This is a genomic window from Halomonas sp. N3-2A, assembly GCF_002216165.1.
Classification (GTDB): Bacteria; Pseudomonadota; Gammaproteobacteria; order Pseudomonadales; family Halomonadaceae; genus Vreelandella.
In genome coordinates, this window is sequence record NZ_CP022286.1 from 440,092 (window position 1) to 457,532 (window position 17,441).

A 17,441-nucleotide genomic window follows, 5' to 3' on the forward strand; every position below is an offset into this window, starting at 1 on the left:
AAGGACGCCAAAGGAGAGGGCATATGGCTTCAGCAACACGCACAACCCCCGATACACTACCCGCATGGCAGACGTTGAAGCATCATGCTGACACGCTACAACACGTACACTTAAAAAATTTGTTCGGTGATGATGACAGTCGCTGGTTGAACTTCACGCGCCAAGTGGCAGGTTTAACCTTGGATTTATCTAAACAGCGTTGGGATGATGACACCCTTGAACACTTGCTGGCGCTGGCGCATGAAGCGGGGGTGCCAGGGGAGATTGATGCGTTACTAAGTGGGAAGCGTGTCAACGTCAGTGAAAATCGCCCCGCACTACATACAGCTTTACGGTTACCTGCTGATGCCACGCTTGAAGTAGAAGGGGAAGATGTGGTGGCCGCTGTGCATGACAGCCTTGCCCAAATGGAGCGTTTGGTGCAGCGCTTGCAGGCGGGACAGTGGCGTGGTGCAACCGGTAAGCCGATCCGGCATGTGGTGAATTTAGGTGTCGGCGGCTCGGATCTTGGCCCGTTAATGGTCACCCATGCGCTGGCAGATTATCGCCCAAAAGAGGGGCACTCATTGGACGTGCACTTTGCGTCGACCATGGATGGCTCCCAACTGGCGGATTATCTAAGTCGCTTTAATCCTGAAACAACCCTGTTTGTTTTATCGTCCAAGTCGTTTACCACTATCGACACGCTTTCCAATGCTAATACGGCCAAAGACTGGCTATTAGGAAAGCTTTCTGAGCATGGCGATCTTCCCAGTGCCGCGCCATTAAGCGCAGAGTTAATTGTTCGCCAGCACTTCATTGGTGTGTCGGCGAGCCCTGAAAAGATGAGTGAGTGGGGTATTTCCTCAGATCACCAACTGATGTTCTGGGACTGGGTCGGCGGGCGTTACTCCTTGTGGGGCACCATCGGCTTACCGATTGCGCTCGTTGTAGGTATGGATAACTTCCGCGAACTGCTGGCGGGTGCCCATGCAATGGACTGTCACTTCCGTGATGCACCGATGGAAGAAAACCTGCCAGTACTGCTGGGGTTAGCGGGTATCTGGAACGTCAATTTCCTGGATATTCGTGCCCATTCGATACTGCCCTACGATGGACGCTTAGAGTACTTTGCTGCCTATCTTGAACAGCTTGAGATGGAATCCAACGGTAAGTCAGTGACCCGCCAAGGCCAAGCGGTGAATTATTCAACGTGTCCAGTGCTGTGGGGGCAGCTTGGTCCCAACGCTCAACACGCCTTTTATCAGTTGCTTCACCAGGGCACCCAGCCGGTCGTATGCGATTTTATAGCACCGCTGAAGCGCTACGATGAGGTGGAAGACTCGGATACACGTCGCCATTTAAAAGCGCAGCACCGCCTAGCGCTGGCGAACTGCTTTGCTCAGTCACGAGTGCTGATGCTGGGGGATGATGCCCTAGAGGATGATGGCCCCCGCCCAGAGCACAAGCGCTACCGTGGGAACCAGCCCTCTACAACGGTCCTGTTGGACAAGCTAACACCCTTTACGCTGGGGGCACTGATTGCCCTGTATGAGCACAAAGTGTTTGTACAGGCGGTCATTTGGGATATTAACCCGTTTGATCAGTGGGGCGTTGAGCTAGGTAAGAAAATTGCCACCGATACCCAGGCGATCATTGATGGCGGCGGTGATATTTCCCGTATGGATGCTTCCAGCCGTGGCCTGATTGAGGCGTTTTGGGCGGCAGAGCAGGAGTAGCACGCTATTGTAATTTTCATGGCTGGATATACAGCTTTTTGCTTTTCCGCTATCCTGTGCCCTTTTGCCAGCCGCTAATGACTCGTTTCAGTTCGTTTTGTTTCAGTACGCTTTGTTTCAAGTACTTAAGAGCGGCTGCTAGCGCTATTTTTTTAGGAACCGATGTTACATGACCCAGTTTGATGCCTCCCAGTACGGCGCGAGTTCCATCGAAGTCCTGTCAGGGCTCGAGCCGGTGCGTAAGCGTCCCGGTATGTACACCGACACCTCGCGGCCTAACCACCTCGCTCAGGAGGTTATTGATAATAGTGTTGATGAGGCCCTCGCAGGGCACGCAACGGCTATCAGCGTGGTGCTGCATAGCGATGGCGCCATCGAAGTGCAGGATAACGGCCGCGGTATGCCGATCGATTTGCACCCTGAACATGGCGTATCGGGCGTCGAGCTCATCTTTACCAAGCTCCACTCGGGTGGCAAATTTTCCTCCTCCAGCTATCGCTTTTCCGGTGGTTTGCATGGGGTTGGCGTATCGGTGGTTAATGCCTTATCGCGCCGTTTAGATGTTGAAGTGACGCGTAATGGCGCGCGCCATGCCATGGCCTTTGAGTTTGGCGAAAAAGTCGAAGAGCTACACGAAATTGGTAAAGCGGCGAAAAAAGCGACGGGCACTCTCGTGCGTTTCTGGCCCGATGAGAGCTACTTTGACAGCCCAAAGCTTGCCCTTTCAAAGTTAAAGCACTTGTTGCGTGCCAAGGCCGTGCTGTGCCCTGGGCTGGCGGTTACGCTGATAGAGCCTGATGGCACCAAAACGGAATGGGCTTATGCCGATGGCTTAAAGGACTACCTAGCTGAAGCTACCGATGGCTATGAAGTGGTGCCGAATGAACCCTTTGTAGGCCATTTTAGCGACGACGAGCATGGCGTTGACTGGGCGATTCAGTGGTTGCCCGAAGGTGGCGACGCGTTGTTGGAAAGCTACGTGAACCTGATTCCCACGCCCCAGGGTGGCACGCATGTTAATGGCTTCCGTTCAGGATTGTTGGAAGCGCTGCGGGAGTTCTGCGAATACCGCAGCCTGTTGCCCCGCGGCATTAAGCTGACCGCCGATGATTTATGGGAACGAGCCTCTTTTGTGCTCTCGGTTAAAATGCTTGATCCTCAGTTTGCCGGACAGACCAAAGAGCGGCTCTCCTCACGCACGATTGCGGGCTTCGTGTCTGGGGTGTTGAAAGATGCTTTCTCGCTGTGGCTTAACCACCACATTGAACAGGCCGAACAGCTGGCCGAAATGGTGATCAGCGCCGCCCAACAGCGCCAGAAAAAGTCCAAAAAGGTCGCTCGTAAAAAAGTTACTTCTGGTCCCGCGTTGCCAGGCAAACTCGCCGACTGTTCCGGCCAGGATCCTGCCCTGAGTGAGCTGTTTTTAGTCGAAGGTGACTCGGCAGGTGGTAGTGCCAAACAAGCGCGCAACCGTGAAACTCAAGCCATTCTTCCGCTGCGCGGCAAAATCCTCAATACCTGGGAAGTCGATACCCACGATATCTATGGCTCTCAGGAAGTGCACGATATCGCCGTGGCGATTGGTGCCGACCCCGGCAGTGCAGATCTTGAAAAACTGCGCTATCACAAAATCTGCATCCTGGCGGATGCGGACTCCGATGGCCTGCACATTGCGACGCTGTTGTGCGCGCTGTTTGTAAAGCACTTCCCCAGTCTGGTGGATGCCGGGCATGTGTTTGTCGCCATGCCGCCGCTTTATCGAATCGATTTAGGTAAAGAAGTGCACTATGCCCTGGATGAGAGCGAGAAAGCCGCCATTCTCAAGCAGTTGGCGAAAAAACGTGGCACGCCCAATGTTCAGCGCTTTAAAGGCTTGGGTGAAATGAGCCCGCTACAGCTGCGTGAGACCACCATGTCGGTAGAAACTCGTCGCCTAGTGCAGTTAACGCTGGAAGAGGGCGATGGCACGATGGAAATGATGGATATGTTGCTGGCCAAGAAACGCGCCGGTGACCGCAAAAAGTGGCTGGAAGATTACGGCAATCTCGCTGATGTAGAGGTGTAGTTACAGAGATAGAGGCGTCATCAGTCTGGTTGTAACGACTGTTTTAGCGACTTTTTAGCGACAGTTGCAAAGCCAGTTATAAAGACCGGAGGCGTGAGCCCAATCTGCTAGGCAAACGTTAATAGGCATTATTACAGTGCCATGCTATTTGGCCGATAGTTGAATAAGTAGCTTACATACTAAGACGCGTAAAAAACGCTCATAGACAGGGGAATAGCTTTGTTCAACACAATCTCTCGGCAGTTAACGTTGTCTGCAGTGGTGCTCACACTACTAATGGCTGTCAGTATTTACGGCGTGATGGCCTGGCGTGGTCAGCCGTTGGTGATCGATGCAAGTCAGTCATTGATTGAGCGTACGGGCGGCTCTATCGTGAATGCGCTGAATGGCCAGCTGGCTCGCGTCGAGGGGAATACCTCGAGCTTAGCGGCGTTGGCCGAATCGCTTCCTCAAGATGAAGCGATTTACCAGCAAGCACTGCCCAATGTGGTCGATGATAACGGCAATATGACAATTGCCGGAGGCGGTATTTGGCCTGAGCCAGGCGCATTTTCGCCGGGTGTCGAGCGCTTCAGTTTTTTCTGGGCACGTAATGCTCAGGGAGCGTTGGAGTTTCTGGATGACTACAACGCAAGCACTATTGCGCCATACCACGACGAAGCATGGTATAGCAGTGCTCGCGATGCGACGCCAGGGCAGTGCGTTTGGTCTGCTGCCTACCGCGATCCAGCGACAGGGGTTGCCATGGTGACCTGTAGTGTTCCGTATTATATCGATGGTGCTTTTTCAGGTGTAGCGACCATTGATATGCAGCTAGGCGGCGTGGCCGAGTTTCTTGCAGAAAATGGCGGTGGCACAGGCGGTTACGCCTTTGTACTGGATAATGAGCGCAATGTCATTGACCTGCCGGGGGTGGAGCAAGCCGCTGATGAGATGAAAAGTTTAGCTGACGTTGCCCGTGATATGCCCTGGCTTCAGCCCGTTGTTACGGCGATCACGGCTGGCCGTGAACAGGCGAGTGTCGAAAATGCAGGTGTGTTAGCAGAAGCTGCTGAGGTGCGTTTATTTGACATGCCACGTACGGGGTGGACGCTGGGGTTAGTAACGCCTAGCGAGCAAGTCACGGCTTTGGCACGCACGTTAACACGTGATTTACTGCTATTTATTGTCCCCTTGTTGGCACTTTTGCTGGGGCTTGGGTGGTGGGGTGGGCGTATTTTGCTAGCGCAAATACGCAGTACTACGCGTCAAATCGATCAGCTGGGGCAGGATGACTCGAGTCGCGAGCTGACGATCTATCGCGAGGATGAGATTGGCGAACTGCGCCGTGCTGTTAATCGATACTCGGAGAAGCTACAGCGGCTATTTGGTGATGTGCGGAGCGTGGCCGATGCCATCGCCAGCGAGTCCACTGAAATCGCGGCAGGCAATACGGAGCTTTCTAGCCGAACAGAACAGCAGGCGGCTTCTCTTCAGGAGACGTCATCAACGATGGAAGAGATGGCGGCTACGGTGAAGCGAAACGCTGATAACGCTCAAGAGGCCGACCTGCGGGCAAAAGAATCGGCGGATAAAGTAAAGCGCGGCGGCCAACAGGTATCGAGGCTGGCGCAATCCATGGAAGCGATCAACGAAAGCTCTGTTGAAGTCGCTTCAATTGTTCAAGTAATTGAAAATATTGCTTTTCAAACCAATATATTAGCGCTGAATGCCTCGGTAGAAGCAGCGCGTGCGGGTGAGCACGGAAGAGGCTTTGCGGTGGTTGCCAGTGAAGTACGTGAGCTTGCCTCGCGCAGTGCTGCATCGGCCAGAAATATTAATGGGCTGATCAAAACCACGTCTGAGCAGATCGCGACGGGCAGTGGTTATGCTCAACAAGCTGAGTCGGCTATGAAAGAAATTGTGGTCGCCATTGAGGAAGTAACGGCACGCATTAGCGAAATCAGCCAAGCTTCCAGCGAACAAACCAATGGCATTGACGAGATTAACCGTGCGGTAACGCAGATGGATACGGTGACCCAGCAGAATGCGGGCTTGGTTAGCCAGGCCGCAGGGGCTGCTAATGAACTGTCGTTACAGGCCCAGCGCTTAAAAGGCTTGCTGGACGAGTTTCACGGCGGTGCGCAAGCGGTATCCCAGGCTCCAGCACTGTCGAATGCATCGCATGAAAAGTATCAATTAACATAGCGTGCCATGCTAAGTGGCCGCGTGTCCGCTTATCAGCCGCCCCGACTGGGGCGGTTTTGTTGTTAAGGTAGGATATGATCGACATGGATATTCAGGTAGCAGAGGGTGACGTCGAACGGCTGTCCCTGCGCGATTACACCGAAAAAGCGTACCTCGACTACTCGATGTACGTCATTTTAGACCGCGCCTTGCCCAATATTGGCGATGGGATGAAACCTGTGCAGCGACGCATTATTTACGCCATGCGTGAATTGGCGCTGCACGCCAATGCCAAGTACAAAAAGTCGGCGCGTACCGTCGGTGATGTGCTGGGTAAGTTTCACCCCCATGGCGACAGCGCGTGCTATGAAGCAATGGTGCTAATGGCCCAGTCGTTTAGCTATCGCTATCCGCTGGTGGATGGGCAAGGCAACTGGGGTAGCCCTGATGACCCCAAATCCTTTGCTGCCATGCGCTACACCGAAGCCAAGCTGTCTAAGTTTGCAGAAGTACTGCTCAGCGAGTTAGGCCAGGGCAACGTGGACTGGACCCCCAATTTCGATGGCACGATGCAAGAGCCGGTAGTGCTTCCAGCGCGTTTGCCGCACGTGTTACTCAACGGCGGTACCGGCATCGCGGTTGGGATGGCAACCGATATTCCACCTCACAATGTGTCTGAGGTGGTAGAGGCGACCTGTCACCTGTTGCGGAACCCGGAAGCGACCACTGTCGACCTGATGGAGTTTGTGCCGGCCCCCGATTTCCCCACCGATGCCGAAATCATCACGCCGAAAGAAGACCTGCGCAAGCTCTACGAATCAGGCCGCGGTTCGGTCAAGCTGCGCGCTCGTTATGTGCGCGAAGAGGCCAATATCGTGATTACCGCTGTGCCTTATCAGGTCAGCGGTGCCAAAGTATTGGAGCAGATCGCCGCGCAAATGCAGGCCAAAAAGCTGCCGATGGTAGCCGACTTGCGTGATGAGTCCACCCATGAGGAGCCTACTCGCCTGGTGATTGAGCCACGCTCTAACCGCGTGGATGTTGAATCGCTGATGGCGCACCTGTTCGCCACCACGGATTTAGAAAAGAATGTGCGGGTGAACATGAACGTGATCGGCCTGGATGGTCGCCCCCGCGTGATGCCGCTACCCGATATGCTGAGCGAGTGGCTGCGCTTTAGGCGAGCGACAGTGCGCCGTCGTTTAGAGCATCGTTTAGGTAAAGTCGAAGACCGTCTGCATATTCTTGAAGGCCTACTGACGGCTTACCTCGACCTTGATGAAGTGATCCGTATTATTCGTGAAGAGGATGAGCCTAAGCCAGCATTGATCGCTGCGTTTGGTCTTTCTGAGCGGCAGGCAGAGGCGATCCTAGAGCTGCGATTGCGCCATCTTGCCAAGCTGGAAGAGATGAAGATTCGCGGTGAGCAGGATGAGCTGGAGAAAGAGCGCAAGTCGCTGCAAGGCTTGCTGGGTAGTGAAGCTAAGCTAACCACGTTAATTGAAAAAGAGATCCGCGCGGCAGGTAAAGAGCATGGTGATGCGCGTCGTTCGCCGCTGGTTGAGCGTAGTGAAGCAAAAGCGCTCTCTGAAGTAGAGTTGTTAGGCGCTGATCCGATTACCGTCGTGTTGTCGGAAAAAGGCTGGATTCGTGCGGCGAAAGGCCATGATATCGATCCGGAAGGGCTCTCCTATAAGGCTGGCGATAGTTTCCAACTGGCGGCCCGTGGTAAAACCAATCAACCTTTGGTGTTGCTAGACGACACTGGCCGCGCTTATACCCTAGCAGCGCATAACCTACCTAGTGCCCGAGGTCAGGGTGAACCCGTTACCGGCCGTGTCAACGTGTCGGCAGGTGCGCGCATGGCAGGGCTAATGCTGGCGCCGCCCACCAAGCGATACGTATTGGCCAGTGATGGTGGTTATGGTTTTGTCGCGCAGCTCGAGGCGCTGACAGGCAAGAATAAAGCCGGTAAAGCGGTACTGAGTGTTCCCAAAGGGTGCAGCGTTATGGCCCCAGTGGAAGTGCCGGAAGGCGAAGGCCATTGGGTAGCGTCGGTTTCCAATGAAGGCAGGCTGCTGCTGTTCCCGTTAGACCAATTGCCTGAAATGGCCAAAGGGAAAGGCAATAAAATGCTCGATATTCCCGGTCCGCGTGCGGCTCGCCGTGAAGAGTTTGTGCGCGATATTGCCGTTGTGGCAGAGGGGGGTGAACTCATTATTCATGCCGGTAAGCGTAAGCTAACCCTGAAAGCCGACGATCTCGCGTATTATCGTGGTGAACGTGGTAGGCGAGGCAGCAAACTACCTCGCGGTTTCCAAAAAGTAGATTGTTTAGAGGCAGGGGAGTAAGTCATGGCAACACGTTATTTGATTCGTGCGACCGGGGTTGCGCGCCCAGGGCAGTTAGCTGGCCTGGGTAATGCGTTGGCGGCTGGGCGTGCCCGGCTGTTGGATATTAATCAAAGCGTGACGTTTGGCATGCTCTCTTTGGAAATACTGGTGGGGCTTGATCAGGACAGCGCTTTGGAAGCCGCGCTTAGTGAAGCGGGAGATACGCTAGGCTTAGACGTGCAGGCAATTGCGGTGAGTGGTGACGACTATCAGCGCTGGAGTGAGCAAGCCAGCCAACCAAGACTCATCTTAAGCCTGCTAGCCCCCAAGCTGCCTGCTGGCATATTAGCTGAAGTAGGATCGCTGACCGCAGAGTTTGGTCTCACTGTTGAGCTAATTCACCGTCTTTCAGGCCGCGAAGCGCTTGAAGGTGACTCGCCTGCTAACGGTGCTTGCGTTGAATGTTGGCTCAGGGGCAGTGATGTAGAGCTAGAAGCCCTACGCGAAAAGGCGCTCGCGCTAGGTGCCCAGCATGGTGTCGATATTGCTATTCAAGAAGATACTATCTGGCGTCGGCATCGTCGTTTAGTGTGTTTTGATATGGACTCGACGCTGATCAAGACGGAGGTGATTGACGAGCTGGCTCGCCGCCATGGGGTCGGAGATGAAGTCGCCGACGTGACCGAGCGAGCGATGCGTGGCGAGCTGGATTTTCAACAAAGCTTCCGCGAGCGTATGAGTAAACTAGCCGGTTTAGACGAGTCGGTCTTGAAAGAGATTGCTGCCGAGCTGCCCTTAATGGACGGTGTTGAGCGGCTAATGGCGAACTTAAAGCGTTTTGGTTACCGCACGGTGATATTGTCTGGGGGCTTTACCTACTTTGCTCGCCATCTTCAGGAGAAGCTCGGTTTTGACGAAATCCACGCCAACGAGCTGGTCATTGAAAATGGCAAAGTAACCGGTGATGTGAAAGAACCGATTGTCGATGCGCAGCGCAAGGCCGATCTACTAGAGCAAATCGCGCTACGCGAAGGTTTTACTTTAGAGCAGACGATTGCCGTTGGTGATGGTGCCAACGATCTTAAAATGCTGGCAAAAGCGGGGCTTGGGATTGCGTTTCGCGCCAAGCCGATGGTTCGCGCACAAGCTCGCCAGGCAATTTCAACGTTGGGAATTGATGCGGTACTGTATTTAATTGGCTATCGGGAAGCAGATCTGATCGACTGACTGATAGCGCCGCTAAGTGAACAGGCGGTGCTTTAGCACCGCCTTAGCCCTAGTCTAGTTGGCAGTATGGGCGTTAACACCGCCATACTCGGCACGCAGGGCTTCTAGTTTAGCGACCTCATTTTCGCTAAGCGATGGCGAGTTCCAAAGTGGCTCACCTTGCGCGTTATTTATCCCCAGTAGCGTTAAGGTTAGCTGTGTATCGCGGGGAATCTGATCATTACCCCAGGGGCCGAAGCGGTTGGGGGCAAGACTCCATTGTGCGGTCTCGCCGGGGGCTAGGCCGCCAGCAATAACATAGTAAAACGTTTCATCTACCCACGCTGTCTCGCGTCCTGGGCTGGTCAATACGCCATGTAAAAACAGTTCTGATACCTCTTGGTCAGAACCATTCGTTACCTGAAGATCAATCACGGGTTCGAATGCGCCATAGGGGCTGGTGCTGATGTAGTAATCGGCACTTTCAATGCTTACTTGGGCGCGCTGTTGTTGATCGTGTTCAGCCCGCGCTTGTTTGGTTTCTAGACGATCAAGCGTTTGCAGCGCCTGCTCGCGTTCGCGGGCACGGCGTTCGCGCAGCATTTTATCAGCGCGCTCTATAATTTCATCACCCGTTAGGCCATGCATGTAGGCATTCGCTGACTCGGCAATTTCGGCGGCATTCATACGTTGGGCATTGAGTAAATCGATGCCGCTAAACGATGACATGGCAATGATCGTTAATGCTTGATCAAACTCATCGCGCTTGTAGGCGGGGAGTGAGTCGCGCACTTTCTCAACCGAAACTACGGCGGCTGGCATTGAGCTTGTGTCTATTTTGGGGTCTGAGCAACCCGCTATCATCAACGTGGTTAATGACAGTGCCGACAACCTAAGCAGGCTCCACATATAATTACCTCAAAACAGGCTAACAAAACGCAAGGAGCTTACCGGAAAGAGTCGCTTCCCACTACTATCTCGCGTCGTTGACATATAAAAAACGCTGGCGTTTCAGCCAGCGCTTAGCGATCAAGAACGGCTGTTCCTGTCTTTTAACCATGGCCCTTGTCAGGGTGCGGGACAGGTTTTTCACCAACTTCTTCTGAGCGGAGTTCTACCGGTTTGCCCTGGGTTTTATCTATATGCTTGAGCTGCATGTGAAGACCCGTTTTGGCGAGCAAGTGAGCGCTAACCGGTGCGGTAATGAATAAAAACAGCGTGATTAGCAGTTCTTGTACGTCAGGCTTGCCATCGATACTCCAAAAGTAACCCATTGAGGCGACAAGCATGCAGCCTATGCCGAGTGTGGTGGCCTTGGTGGGGCCATGCAGGCGCATGTAGAAGTCTCTTAGGTGAGCGAGACCCAGCGAGCCGATAAAGACGAAAATACCGCCTGCAACCAACAGTAGTGAAATCAGCGCTTCGACAAAAAACGACATGGGCGCATCTCCTGAGACGTGACACGGTTCATTCGATAATATCCCCGCGTAAAATGTACTTACATACGGCCACCGTGCTGATAAAACCGAGCATGGCAATTAACAGCGCAGACTCAAAGTAGGTCTTGCTGTTGAGCCACAGCCCCAGCAGTACGATCAGCGCAATTGAATTGACATACATAGTGTCGAGCGCCAGCACGCGATCTGGCAGGTCGGGGCCAATGGTTAGGCGATAAAGATTCATCAGTAGCGCCATTACCACTAGCGCTAAAGTGATCACGAGTGCGGCGCTTAGCATTCGTAAATCTCCTTAAGGGGGCGCTCATAGCGCTCGCGAATTTGGGCAATTAGGGCGTCCTCGTCGTCTACATCAAGTGCATGAATGAGTAACGATTTTCCGTCCATCCTTAAGTTCGCTGAAACTGTTCCTGGGGTTAGGCTGATGGTGCTTGCGAGAAGCGTAATAGTGAAACGTTCCTCAAGCATCAGCGGGTATTCAATAAAGTGGGGTTTGACTTTACGCCAGGGATTAGCAATTAAGTACGCAACTTCGAAGTTGGCGATGACGATATCGCCTAGTACGCGAAACACAAAACGCAACAGTTTAAGCGGTTTACCAATGCGGGGGCGTGCGTCCCAAAAGCGATGGGTCAATAACGGAATAAGGATGGCCAGCGCGCCGCCTAGCACGATCTGACCGAATGCAAAGCTACGCACAAGCAGTAGCCATACCAACAGCAGCAGCAGTGACAGTACCGGCGTAGGGAGCCAAGCGCGGGGGGCAATCATTGGGCGTCTCCAGCATCAGGCAGAAGCGAATTAATCAACAGCTGCGGGTTGGCCAACTGTTCTCCCGTGGCTTGGGTATAGCTACTCACGGGCCCTGCAAAGGCGACCATTAGTGGTGCCGCGCTAAGCAGCCACAGCATGCCAATCCATTGGTAGCGAGAGAGGTTGCTGCCGCTTGGGCTGCCACGGTGGCTGCGCCAAAACAGCGTAGAGCCTGCGCGAGATAGCGCAATTAACGACGCAAGGCTCGTTAATAGTAATAGCGGCCAAAGCCATAGGCGCTCACCACCTTCGGCGGCGTTAAGCATGAGTGCCTTCCCTAACGCACCGGATAGTGGCGGTAACCCGGCCACGGCAATGGCACCGATAAAAAAGGTAAGCGCTAGTGCATTTCCTTGCACCAATGGTCGGCCTTTTACGATGCGCGTGCCGGGTTTGCCCCGCTGTAGGCCAATCATCTCCGCTAGCAGGAAAAGTCCGCCGGTAATCAGTGTGGTGTGAATGAGGTAATAGAGGAGTGCTGATGTCGCGGCCGGAGAGCGCATGCCAATGCCAGCCAGTAGCGTGCCTACCGAAATAAGCACCAGATACGCTACCAGCAGGCGTAAATCACGTGCGGCGATAACGCCAACACCCGCGGCGGCTAGCGTTGCTAGCGCTAACCACCATATCCATGGCTGTTCCAGTGCGACTAAACCGCCTGCCTGATCGCTGAATATCAGTGAATAAACGCGCAAAATCGCGTAAATCCCCACCTTCGTCATAATGGCGAATAACGCTGCCACGGGGGCGGGGGCTGCTGCATAAGCGCGGGGAAGCCAAAAGTAGAGTGGCAAAATAGCCGCTTTTAAACCGAAAACTACCAGCAGCATTAATGCCCCGGCGGTGACTAAGCCTTCGCGTTCGGCGGGCAGGCTAGCCAGCTTATGCGCCATATCGGCCATGTTTAGCGTGCCCGTTGCGCCATATAAAATACCCACGGCGATTAGGAACAGTGAGGAGCCTGCTAAGTTAAGCACGACATAGTGAACACTGGCTTGGATACGTGCTTTACCGCCACCGTGTAGCAGTAATGCGTAAGAGGCCAGGAGTAGCACTTCGAAAAATACGAAGAGGTTAAACAGGTCGCCGGTTAAAAAGGCCCCGTTAATGCCTAGCAATTGCCATTGAAATAGGCCATGGAAGTTACTGCCTTTTTCATCATCACCGCCGCAGGCAAAAATGACCGCACCGACCGCTAAAATTGCGGTGACTAACACCATCAATGCCGATAAGCGATCCAGCACCAGCACCACCCCAAACGGGGGTTGCCAGTCGCCCAGCGCGTAGTAAGTAATGTCACCACTCGCCGCTTGGTTGACCAGCGCTATTGAGACGAACAGCAGAAGTATCGAAGCGACAACGCTGACGGTGCGCTTATAGCGCACTAAGCCCTGGCGTTGATAAAGCAACAAAATACCCGCGACTAACGGTAGCACCACGGGTAAAACAATTAGATGCTGAATCATTCGTGGTCTTCCTTTTTGCCGTCGACATGGTCGTTACCTACTTCGCTGCGTGCACGCATGGCCAGGATGACCACAAAGGCGGTCATCGCAAAACCAATCACGATCGCTGTTAATACCAGTGCCTGGGGTAGCGGGTCAGCAATGTTTGTGCCTTCATTTACTAGCGCAGCGCCATCCGTGGTTAAGCCGCCCATGGAAAACAAAAATAGGTTGACCGCGTAGGAGAGCAGCGTCAGACCAACCACAACGGGGAACGTACGCCCGCGCAGTGTTAGATAGAGTCCGCACGCAGTTAATATGCCCGTTGTAATGGCATAGAGCATTTCCATTAGTGGGACTCCTTGTTAGTGGGCGTACTCGAATCATCGCTTGCTTTGGGTTCGGTGACGGGTCGGTGTGGCGTGGTGACTTTACCCAGGTTGGCCAGAATCATCAGCGTTGCACCGACAACCGCTAGATAAACGCCAAGATCAAAGAGCAGAGCGGTAGCCAGTTCAAAGGTGCCAATCAGTGGCAGCGTAAAGTAGCCGAAAGATGAGGTCAGGAACGGATAGCCCAAAAGCCAGCTACCCAGCCCTGTGAGTGTTGCAATGGCAACGCCTACCACGGCCACCGGTTGGAAGGGGAAGTTTAGGCGCTCTTGTGCCCACTCAACGCCGCGTGCCATATACAGCAAGATAAGCGCCACAGCCGTAATCAAGCCGGCGATAAATCCGCCGCCAGGCTGGTTATGGCCGCGTAAGAAGATAAACGCAGAAACCAGCAGCGCTAGTGGCAGTAACGTCATAGAAATCGACGTTAAAATGGCGGGATAGCGATCAGGCGACCAAACACGACCTTCACCATCGCTATGTGGGATAAACAACCGTAGCCGGTTTAATAGTTTAAAGATGGCTAAGCCTGCAATGGCCAGCACCGTAATCTCGCCAAGCGTATCGAAGCCACGGAAGTCGACCAATATCACGTTGACGACGTTGTACCCGCCGCCGCCAGGTTTACTGTTTTCAACGAAGAACTCAGATATCGACAGCGTCTCACGTGTCATCACCGCATAGTTAAGGCTAGCCACCACTAAGCCTAATGCGCCTGCCAGTAACATATCCCGTACGTTGCGCTTGGGGCTCGATTCACGCGGCGTTTTTTGGGGTAAGAAAAATAGCGCTAACATCAGCAGTATCATGGTAACAACCTCTACCGATAGCTGTGTCAGTGCCAGGTCTGGGGCAGAAAAGCGTGCAAAGGTGAGGGCAACGAATAAGCCTACGACCGAAAGCATCAGCAAAGAGATTAGCCGGTAGCGGTGGGCAGCGGCAGTTGCTACTCCCCCGAATATCAGCATGCCGGCACCTAATAAAACAATGCCATCAATTGGCTGATTACCTTTTGAACCGGTTAGGCCGTCAATGCTCGCTAGGCCAATCACACCCATCAGTAACGCCGCGAAAAGCAGCCAACCCATATAGCGCTGAAGCGAGTTTCCTTCAAGCTTGGTAATAAGCTGTTCGGCACGATAACCCAGAGTGACGATAAAGCGCTCAAAGATGCGGCGCGCATCAATACTGGGGAATGATTGCACAAAGCGGCGTAGATTCTTATGGCGCCAGTAGAGCGTGATACCCACAACAAAGGCCAGCCCACTCATCATCAATGGCAAGTTGATGCCGTGCCAAATAGCTAAATGGAAATCAAGCGGCTCGCCCAATACGGCTTGGGTCGCCAGTTGTAAAATGCCGGTGGCAAAAAAGGCTGGAAAGAGTCCGACCAAGACACATAGGGCCACTAGGATTTCCACGGGCAGGCGCATTAAATGAGGTGGTTCGTGAGGCGCTTTAGGTGTTGCTTCTTTGGCTGGTTTATAAAATACCGCATGTACCAAACGCAATGAATAAGCCACTGAAAGCATGCCACCTAACGCTGCCAATGCCGGTAGTAACCAACTAAGTCCGCCTAGTACCGGGGTGGCGAGTGTTTCGGTAAAGAACATCTCTTTGGAGAGGAATCCGTTAAGTAACGGCACACCTGCCATGGCTGCGGCGGCCAATGTGGTCAACAGCGCTGTAACAGGCATCGCCTTTTTCAGGCCGCCTAATTGCTTGAGCTCTCGGGTGCCCGTTTCATGGTCGATAATTCCTGCGCTCATAAATAGGGCCGCTTTGAAGGCCGCATGATTCAAAATATGAAACAGAGCTGCTAACACTGCCATTGGGCTACCAATACCCAATAACACGGTGATCAAGCCTAGGTGGCTGACGGTTGAAAACGCCAAAATTCCTTTTAGGTCGGTCTTAAACAGGGCAAACCAAGCGCCGTAGAGCAGCGTGATAGTACCTATGAGCGGCACCACTACGCTCCAAAGCTCGCTGCCAGCAATCGCCGGGTGTAAACGTGCCATCAGAAAAATACCTGCTTTCACCATGGTGGCAGAGTGCAGATACGCTGAGACTGGCGTTGGGGCCGCCATGGCATGAGGTAGCCAAAACTGGAAAGGGAACTGAGCTGACTTGGTAAATGCACCGAGTAGAACTAGTCCAAGCATCAGCGGATAGCGAGGATCGGCGACGACGGCAGCGCCGCTGCTAAGTACATCGTCCATTCGATAGCTGCCGGCCATGTCACCCAGCAGTAGGAGACCCGCTAGCAGGGCCAAACCGCCAGCACCGGTAACGGTAAGCGCCATGCGGGCACCTTTACGGGCATCAGTACGGTACGACCAAAAGCCAATCAGCAAAAATGACGAAAGGCTGGTTAGTTCCCAGAATAACCAGAGTAAGATGAGGTTGTCTGACATCGAAATGCCCACCATCGATGCCATAAACAGCATCAGAAAGGCATAAAAACGTCCGAATGGCTCCTCTTTATCTAGGTAAAAATGTGCATACAAAAGAATCAGCAGACCGATGCCAATAATCAAAAGATTAAACAGCAACGACAGGCCATCTAAACGGAATGCCAGCTCAAGGCCTAGCTCAGGCATCCATGCCGCGTTAAAACGCAGCGCTTCACCTTTTAACAGGGCGGGGATCTGCAACAGTGTCAGCAGCAGGGCAACAGCGGGCAGTATGCTTGTCGCCAGCGAGCACAGGGTGCGGCCGCGCTTGGCATTTAATGCCGGCACCAGCACGCCTAACAGGGGCAGTAAGGCTATCCACAGCAGTGTCATGGGCTTATCCAGCGCAAAAAAATCGTGAAACACCAAGGTGGCAATCGCTACCTGGGTGGCGGAGATACTTCAAGTGAAACAACAGGATATCACTTGTATAGTAAGTACGTGATTTTAGTATAAAGTGATGCCGTTAACCGTTTAGAGACTCCCTGTTCCATGAGTGAACCATTCAATACCTGGCAAGCCCGCTTCGAAAAGCTGCGCTCGAACAAGCTGTTTGAAGGCGCCGTGATTTCCATCATTGTGATTTCTGCCTTGGTAATAGGCGCGAAAACCTATGAGGAAACCTCCCGAATAGAGCAGTGGCTGCTTTACCTTGATATTGCCGTAACCGTGTTCTTTCTGATTGAGATTTTGATCAGAATGGCAGCCGAGCGCAACTTAGTCAGCTTTTTTAAGAAAGGTTGGAATGTTTTCGATTTTCTGATAGTGACCGCTAGCCTGATCCCCATGGACGACTCGGAGATGGTATTGCTGGCACGCTTGCTGCGAATTTTCCGTGTTTTGCGCTTGGTGTCGATGATTCCTGAGCTGCAAATGTTGCTGGGAGCGTTGGTGAAGTCGGTCCCCCGGATGGGCTATGTCGTACTGCTGATGTTTATCATCTTTTATATCTATGCTGCTCTGGGTAGCTTTTTATTCCATAACGTTGACGACTTTTTATGGGGTAACATTTCCGTAGCGATGCTCACGCTGTTTCGCATCGCTACGTTTGAAGATTGGACTGACGTCATGTATGCCACCCAAGAGGTCTATGCTTGGAGTTGGGTCTATTATTTGACGTTTATATTCCTTACCGCGTTTATTTTCCTCAATATGATGATTGGTATCGTGCTCGATGTGATGCAAAAGGAGAGTGCGCAGATGGAGTTGGATAGCGGTGAAGGAGATTCTGCTCAGCTTCAAGCGTTGCGTAGCGACGTGCATACGTTAAAAGCGCAGCTTGATCGTATGGAGGCTGCCATGGCCCATAAAGGCACCCCATCAACTTCAAGTGACCAAACCGACCAACCTAAAACAGGGTTGCCAAAAACAGAGTAACGACAGGAGCGAC

13 protein-coding genes are annotated in these 17,441 nt (G+C 53.1%); 6 read left to right on the forward strand and 7 right to left on the reverse strand.

Annotated features, from left to right (window positions below; genetic code table 11):
• The first annotated feature begins 23 nt into the window (after positions 1-23).
• The 5 genes from pgi (at position 24) to serB (ending at position 9,509) form a co-directional block, all read left to right on the forward strand.
• On the forward strand, positions 24-1,718 hold the full coding sequence (gene pgi / locus CEK60_RS01925; protein ID WP_089037590.1) for a glucose-6-phosphate isomerase: 1,695 nt from the start codon (positions 24-26) through the stop codon (positions 1,716-1,718).
• Between the two features lie 169 nt (positions 1,719-1,887).
• Entirely contained in the window at positions 1,888-3,783 is a 1,896-nt protein-coding gene (parE, locus tag CEK60_RS01930) for a DNA topoisomerase IV subunit B (RefSeq protein WP_089037591.1), read from the forward strand.
• 219 nt (positions 3,784-4,002) lie between these two features.
• Positions 4,003-5,970: a methyl-accepting chemotaxis protein gene (locus CEK60_RS01935; RefSeq protein ID WP_089037592.1), complete on the forward strand. Its 1,968-nt coding sequence runs from the start codon at positions 4,003-4,005 to the stop codon at positions 5,968-5,970.
• 74 nt (positions 5,971-6,044) lie between these two features.
• Positions 6,045-8,300 (forward strand): DNA topoisomerase IV subunit A, encoded by a 2,256-nt coding sequence (gene parC, locus CEK60_RS01940; protein ID WP_232471457.1) that lies wholly within the window; start codon positions 6,045-6,047, stop codon positions 8,298-8,300.
• A gap of 3 nt (positions 8,301-8,303) precedes the next feature.
• On the forward strand, positions 8,304-9,509 hold the full coding sequence (gene serB / locus CEK60_RS01945; RefSeq protein WP_089037594.1) for a phosphoserine phosphatase SerB: 1,206 nt from the start codon (positions 8,304-8,306) through the stop codon (positions 9,507-9,509).
• A 54-nt stretch (positions 9,510-9,563) separates the two neighbouring features.
• Here the strand turns inward: serB and CEK60_RS01950 are convergent, their stop codons facing one another.
• The 7 genes from CEK60_RS01950 to CEK60_RS01980 all read right to left on the reverse strand — a co-directional run bounded on the left by CEK60_RS01950 (position 9,564) and on the right by CEK60_RS01980 (position 16,384).
• Positions 9,564-10,397 (reverse strand): DUF6694 family lipoprotein, encoded by an 834-nt coding sequence (locus tag CEK60_RS01950; RefSeq protein WP_332459887.1) that lies wholly within the window; start codon positions 10,395-10,397, stop codon positions 9,564-9,566.
• A 143-nt stretch (positions 10,398-10,540) separates the two neighbouring features.
• Entirely contained in the window at positions 10,541-10,927 is a 387-nt protein-coding gene (locus CEK60_RS01955) for a Na+/H+ antiporter subunit G (RefSeq protein WP_089037596.1), read from the reverse strand.
• 28 nt (positions 10,928-10,955) lie between these two features.
• Complete coding sequence (locus CEK60_RS01960) at positions 10,956-11,225, reverse strand: K+/H+ antiporter subunit F (protein WP_038485667.1); 270 nt, start codon at positions 11,223-11,225, stop codon at positions 10,956-10,958.
• Positions 11,219-11,716 (reverse strand): Na+/H+ antiporter subunit E, encoded by a 498-nt coding sequence (locus CEK60_RS01965; protein ID WP_089037597.1) that lies wholly within the window; start codon positions 11,714-11,716, stop codon positions 11,219-11,221. Before CEK60_RS01965 ends, CEK60_RS01960 begins: the two co-directional genes overlap by 7 nt.
• A complete protein-coding gene (locus CEK60_RS01970) occupies positions 11,713-13,224 on the reverse strand; it encodes a monovalent cation/H+ antiporter subunit D (protein WP_089037598.1) in 1,512 nt (503 codons plus the stop codon). The genes CEK60_RS01965 and CEK60_RS01970 overlap by 4 nt, the downstream gene beginning before the upstream one ends.
• Positions 13,221-13,553, reverse strand: coding sequence for a Na+/H+ antiporter subunit C (locus CEK60_RS01975; protein WP_038485658.1), 333 nt, complete (start codon positions 13,551-13,553; stop codon positions 13,221-13,223). The genes CEK60_RS01970 and CEK60_RS01975 overlap by 4 nt, the downstream gene beginning before the upstream one ends.
• Positions 13,553-16,384, reverse strand: a complete 2,832-nt coding sequence (locus CEK60_RS01980) for a monovalent cation/H+ antiporter subunit A (protein WP_089040825.1) — start codon at positions 16,382-16,384, stop codon at positions 13,553-13,555. Before CEK60_RS01980 ends, CEK60_RS01975 begins: the two co-directional genes overlap by 1 nt.
• 159 nt (positions 16,385-16,543) lie before the next feature.
• Between CEK60_RS01980 and CEK60_RS01985 the strand changes: the two genes are divergently transcribed.
• On the forward strand, positions 16,544-17,428 hold the full coding sequence (locus CEK60_RS01985; RefSeq protein ID WP_089037599.1) for an ion transporter: 885 nt from the start codon (positions 16,544-16,546) through the stop codon (positions 17,426-17,428).
• Positions 17,429-17,441: the final 13 nt, after the last annotated feature.

What these genes read in the sequence shown, in the direction of transcription:
- pgi (WP_089037590.1), top strand. Translation starts at nt 24, where the DNA reads ATGGCTTCAGCAACACGCACAACCCCCGATACACTACCCGCATGGCAG.
- parE (WP_089037591.1), top strand. Translation starts at nt 1,888, where the DNA reads ATGACCCAGTTTGATGCCTCCCAGTACGGCGCGAGTTCCATCGAAGTC.
- parC (WP_232471457.1), top strand. Translation starts at nt 6,045, where the DNA reads ATGATCGACATGGATATTCAGGTAGCAGAGGGTGACGTCGAACGGCTG.
- serB (WP_089037594.1), top strand. Translation starts at nt 8,304, where the DNA reads ATGGCAACACGTTATTTGATTCGTGCGACCGGGGTTGCGCGCCCAGGG.
- CEK60_RS01950 (WP_332459887.1), bottom strand. Translation starts at nt 10,397, where the DNA reads ATGTGGAGCCTGCTTAGGTTGTCGGCACTGTCATTAACCACGTTGATG.
- CEK60_RS01955 (WP_089037596.1), bottom strand. Translation starts at nt 10,927, where the DNA reads ATGTCGTTTTTTGTCGAAGCGCTGATTTCACTACTGTTGGTTGCAGGC.
- CEK60_RS01960 (WP_038485667.1), bottom strand. Translation starts at nt 11,225, where the DNA reads ATGCTAAGCGCCGCACTCGTGATCACTTTAGCGCTAGTGGTAATGGCG.
- CEK60_RS01965 (WP_089037597.1), bottom strand. Translation starts at nt 11,716, where the DNA reads ATGATTGCCCCCCGCGCTTGGCTCCCTACGCCGGTACTGTCACTGCTG.
- CEK60_RS01970 (WP_089037598.1), bottom strand. Translation starts at nt 13,224, where the DNA reads ATGATTCAGCATCTAATTGTTTTACCCGTGGTGCTACCGTTAGTCGCG.
- CEK60_RS01975 (WP_038485658.1), bottom strand. Translation starts at nt 13,553, where the DNA reads ATGGAAATGCTCTATGCCATTACAACGGGCATATTAACTGCGTGCGGA.
- CEK60_RS01980 (WP_089040825.1), bottom strand. Translation starts at nt 16,384, where the DNA reads ATGACACTGCTGTGGATAGCCTTACTGCCCCTGTTAGGCGTGCTGGTG.
- CEK60_RS01985 (WP_089037599.1), top strand. Translation starts at nt 16,544, where the DNA reads ATGAGTGAACCATTCAATACCTGGCAAGCCCGCTTCGAAAAGCTGCGC.